The 4,162-nt window shown below is 58.0% G+C and carries 5 protein-coding genes; all 5 read left to right on the plus strand.

Translation table 11 applies throughout. The annotated features are described in order from the left end of the window. Positions 1-493 (plus strand): N-acetylmuramic acid 6-phosphate etherase (locus L0H65_RS15540; protein ID WP_301459972.1); only part of this gene is annotated, 493 nt, incomplete at its 5' end. 33 nt (positions 494-526) lie between these two features. Beyond that, entirely contained in the window at positions 527-1,783 is a 1,257-nt protein-coding gene (locus L0H65_RS15545) for an ABC transporter substrate-binding protein (RefSeq protein ID WP_301459973.1), read from the plus strand. 66 nt (positions 1,784-1,849) lie between these two features. Further along, positions 1,850-2,788, plus strand: a complete 939-nt coding sequence (locus L0H65_RS15550) for a carbohydrate ABC transporter permease (RefSeq protein ID WP_301459974.1) — start codon at positions 1,850-1,852, stop codon at positions 2,786-2,788. 9 nt (positions 2,789-2,797) lie between these two features. Next, entirely contained in the window at positions 2,798-3,637 is an 840-nt protein-coding gene (locus L0H65_RS15555; RefSeq protein ID WP_301459976.1) for a carbohydrate ABC transporter permease, read from the plus strand. After that, on the plus strand, positions 3,634-4,162 hold a 529-nt coding region (locus L0H65_RS15560), incomplete at its 3' end, for a Gfo/Idh/MocA family protein (protein ID WP_301459977.1). The genes L0H65_RS15555 and L0H65_RS15560, both read left to right, overlap by 4 nt.

Genomic DNA, 4,162 nt, shown 5'->3' on the forward strand with positions numbered 1-4,162 from the left:
CAGCGGCACCACCCCCTATGCGCTCTCGCTGGCACAGGCCGCGAAACGACGCGGCGCGACCGTGATCGCGATTGCCAACACGCCGGGTTCGTCGTTGCTTGGCCTTAGCGATATCGCGGTGTGTCTGCCGACCGGGCCGGAGGCGATTGCAGGCTCCACCCGGCTTGGGGCGGGGACGGCGCAGAAAATTGCCTTGAACATGATTTCAACGCTGACGGGTGTATTGCTGGGGCATGTTCATGACGGGATGATGGTCAACCTTAACGCCGACAATATCAAACTGCGCAAACGCGCCGCTACAATCGTGCGCACTATCGCGGATGTCAGCGAAAAACAGGCAGAAAGCGCGCTGCATCACGCCGGGCACGCTACGAAAGACGCAGTGCTGATCGCCTTGGGCGCAAGCGCAGCAGAGGCGCGGGCACTGCTGGCCGCGAATGACCAACACCTTGCGCCCTGTCTTGACGTGATGGCATCGCGCGCGCAATCCTGACGCCAACGAACAACCAACCTGGGAGAAGACAAGATGAAGAGAACCACGCTCAAGACCATATTGCTTGCCTCGACACTGCTGGCAGGCGGGGCCGCATGGGCCGATGATGTCACGCTGTCAATCGAAAGCTGGCGCAATGATGACCTGTCGATCTGGCAGGACAAGATCATCCCGGCGTTTGAGGCGGCAAACCCCGGCATCAAAGTGAAGTTCACCCCGTCCGCCCCTGCCGAATACAACGCGGTGCTGAACTCCAAACTCGACGCAGGCTCTGCCGGTGATCTGATCACCTGCCGCCCGTTTGATGCATCGCTGGCACTTTATGACGGTGGCAAGCTGTCGGACCTGACCGATCTTGACGGGATGAAAAACTTTTCCGACGTTGCCAAATCGGCTTGGTCCACGGATGACGCCGCCCATACGTTCTGCGTGCCGATGGCGAGCGTGATTCACGGCTTCATCTATAACAAAGACGCGTTCAAGGCGATCGGGGTGGAGCCGCCGGCAACCGTCGACGAATTCTTTGCCGTTCTCGACAAGATCAAAGCCGATGGCACCTATATCCCGATGGCGATGGGCACCAATGACCAGTGGGAAGCCGCGACCATGGGCTATCAGAACATCGGCCCGAACTACTGGAAGGGCGAAGAAGGCCGCCTTGCGCTGATCAAAGGCACCCAGAAGCTGACCGATGAAGACTGGGTTGCCCCTTACAAACAACTCGCCAAGTGGAAAGATTATCTTGGCGACGGGTTTGAGGCGCAAACCTATCCGGACAGCCAGAACCTCTTCACCCTTGGCCGCGCTGCGATCTATCCGGCGGGCTCATGGGAAATCAGCGGTTTCAACGGCTTGGTCGATTTTGAAATGGGGGCTTTCCCGCCACCGGTGCAAGTCGCAGGCGACACTTGCTACATCTCGGATCACGCCGATATCGCCATTGGCATGAACGCGAAAACCGCGCATCCGGAAGAAACCCGCAAGTTCCTCGACTGGGTTGCCTCGCCGGAATTTGCCACGCTGTATTCCAATGCCTTGCCGGGCTTTTTCTCGCTCTCCAATGCCGAGGTGAAGATGGAAGACCCGCTGGCAGAGGAATTCGTGTCATGGCGCAGCAAGTGCAAAAGCACGATCCGATCCACCTATCAGATCCTGTCGCGCGGCACGCCGAATCTGGAAAATGAGACCTGGAACGCCTCGGCTGCGGTAATCAAAGGCACGGAAACGCCGGAAGATGCGGGCAAGCGACTGCAAGAGGGCCTTGCAAGCTGGTATGCGCCGCAAAAGTAAGCGGCTTTCGGCCTCGGAGGATAATCCTTCGAGGCCTTTTCATCCATCAGGATAAGGAGCGAACGCATGTCGCGCCCCGCCTCAAATGCGGCTGCAAAGCCCGTTTTCAAATGGCACATCCTTGTTTTTCTGGCGCCTGCCGTGCTGGTCTACACCGCCGTGATGATCTATCCATTGTTCAACACGCTGCGCCTTGCCCTTTACACAACCATTGATCGGGAGCGGGTGTTTGCAGGCCTCGACAATTTCCGCACCCTCTTTGGTGATCCCAACTGGTCGGGCCAGTTCTGGAACGCCTTGGGTAACAACTTCTGGTTTTTCCTGATTCATATGCTGGTGCAGAACCCCATCGGGGTCGCCCTTGCCGCGATCCTGTCTTCCCGCCGACTGCGCTTCGCTGCCCTCTACCGCTCCGCCATTTTTATCCCGACTATCCTTAGCTTCGTCATCGTCGGCTTCGCGTGGAAGCTGATCCTGTCACCGATCTGGGGCATCGCGCCGGGCATGTTGGACGCGATTGGCCTCAAATTCCTCTACGCCCCGTGGCTAGGCAAAGAGGAATACGCCCTCACCACGCTCGCCCTTGTCTCGGTCTGGCAATTCGTCGGTATCCCGATGATGCTGATCTATGCAGCCCTGCTGTCCATCCCCGACGAGATTCTGGAGGCCGGGGAATGTGACGGCATCACCGGCATGGCGGCGTTCTGGAAGATCAAACTGCCGCTGATCCTGCCCTCCATCGGCATCATCTCCATTCTCACCTTCGTTGCCAACTTCAATGCGTTTGACCTCATATATGCCGCCCAAGGCGCGCTGGCAGGGCCGGATTTTGCCACCGATATCTTGGGCACCTTTCTCTATCGCACCTTCTTTGGCTTTCAGTTGCAACTGGGCGACCCGAATATGGGGTCGGCGATTGCCTCTGCGATGTTCGGCATCATCCTGATCGGGGTGTGCCTTTACCTGTTCGTCATCCAGCGCCGCTTGCGCAGTTATCAGTTTTAGGGGCGCGGCATGACCAATTCACGCAACTCGCTCCGCTCCACTATCGCCGCTCATGCCGTGCTGTTGACCTATGTGGTGATTGCGCTGTTTCCGGTGGTGGTGATCATCATCAACAGTTTCAAAACCCGCAAAGCGATTTTCCGCGACCCGCTGGGCCTGCCCAATGCCGACAGCTTTTCGCTGATCGGCTATGAAACCGTGCTGAAACAAGGCGATTTCTTCCTTTATTTCCAGAACTCGATGATCGTGACTGTCGTTTCACTGTTCCTGATCCTGCTGTTCGGAGCGATGGCCGCCTTTGCGCTGGCCGAATACCGCTTCAAAGGCAACACATTGATGGGGCTTTACCTCGCTTTGGGCATCATGATCCCCATTCGCATCGGCACCGTGGCGATTCTGGAAATGATGGTGCAAACGGGGTTGGTGAACACGCTCTGGGCGTTGATTTTGGTCTATACGGCGCAAGGCTTGCCGCTGGCGGTGTTCATCCTGTCGGAGTTTATGAAAAACGTCTCGGACGACCTGAAAAACGCGGGCCGCATTGACGGGCTTTCAGAATACGCGATTTTCTTCCGCCTCGTACTGCCGCTTGTGCGGCCCGCCATGGCGACCGTCGCGGTGTTCAACATGATCCCGATCTGGAATGACCTCTGGTTCCCGTTGATCCTTGCGCCAGCGGAGGAAACCAAGACCCTGACGTTGGGGAGTCAGGTTTTCATCGGGCAGTTTGTCACCGACTGGAACGCGGTGCTGTCGGCCCTATCGCTCGCCATCATTCCGGTGCTGGTGCTTTACGTCATCTTCTCGCGGCAATTGATCCGCGGCATCACATCGGGGGCGGTGAAATGAAGGTTCTGATTGCAGGTCTGGGCAATATGGGGCGCAGTCACGCCCTTGCGCATCACCACCACAAAGATGCGCAAATCGTCGGGCTGGTCAATCGCTCCGGCACCGTGGATGATCCCGATTTGCAAAGCTACCCGGTGTTCACCGATTTCTATGCTGCCTTGGCGCAGACCAAGCCCGATATCGTCGTGATCGCCACCTATTCCGGCAGCCACGCCGATTATGCGGTGGCGGCGATGGAGGCGGGCGCGCATATCTTCGTTGAAAAACCGCTGGCGACGACCGTCGCCGATGCAATCCGCGTGGTTGACTGCGCCAAGCGCCTCAACCGCAAGCTGGTGGTCGGTTATATCCTGCGGCATCATCCGTCATGGGTGCGCCTGATCGCTGAGGCGCGCGCCCTCGGTGGCCCCTATGTCTTCCGTCTCAACCTCAATCAGCAATCAGACGGGCCTACATGGGAAACCCATAAGGCCTTGATGCAGACCACCTCGCCGCTGGTGGATTGCGGCGTGCATTATGTCGATG

The sequence above is a fragment of the Pseudorhodobacter sp. genome (assembly GCF_030452865.1).
GTDB lineage: Bacteria > Pseudomonadota > Alphaproteobacteria > Rhodobacterales > Rhodobacteraceae > Pseudorhodobacter.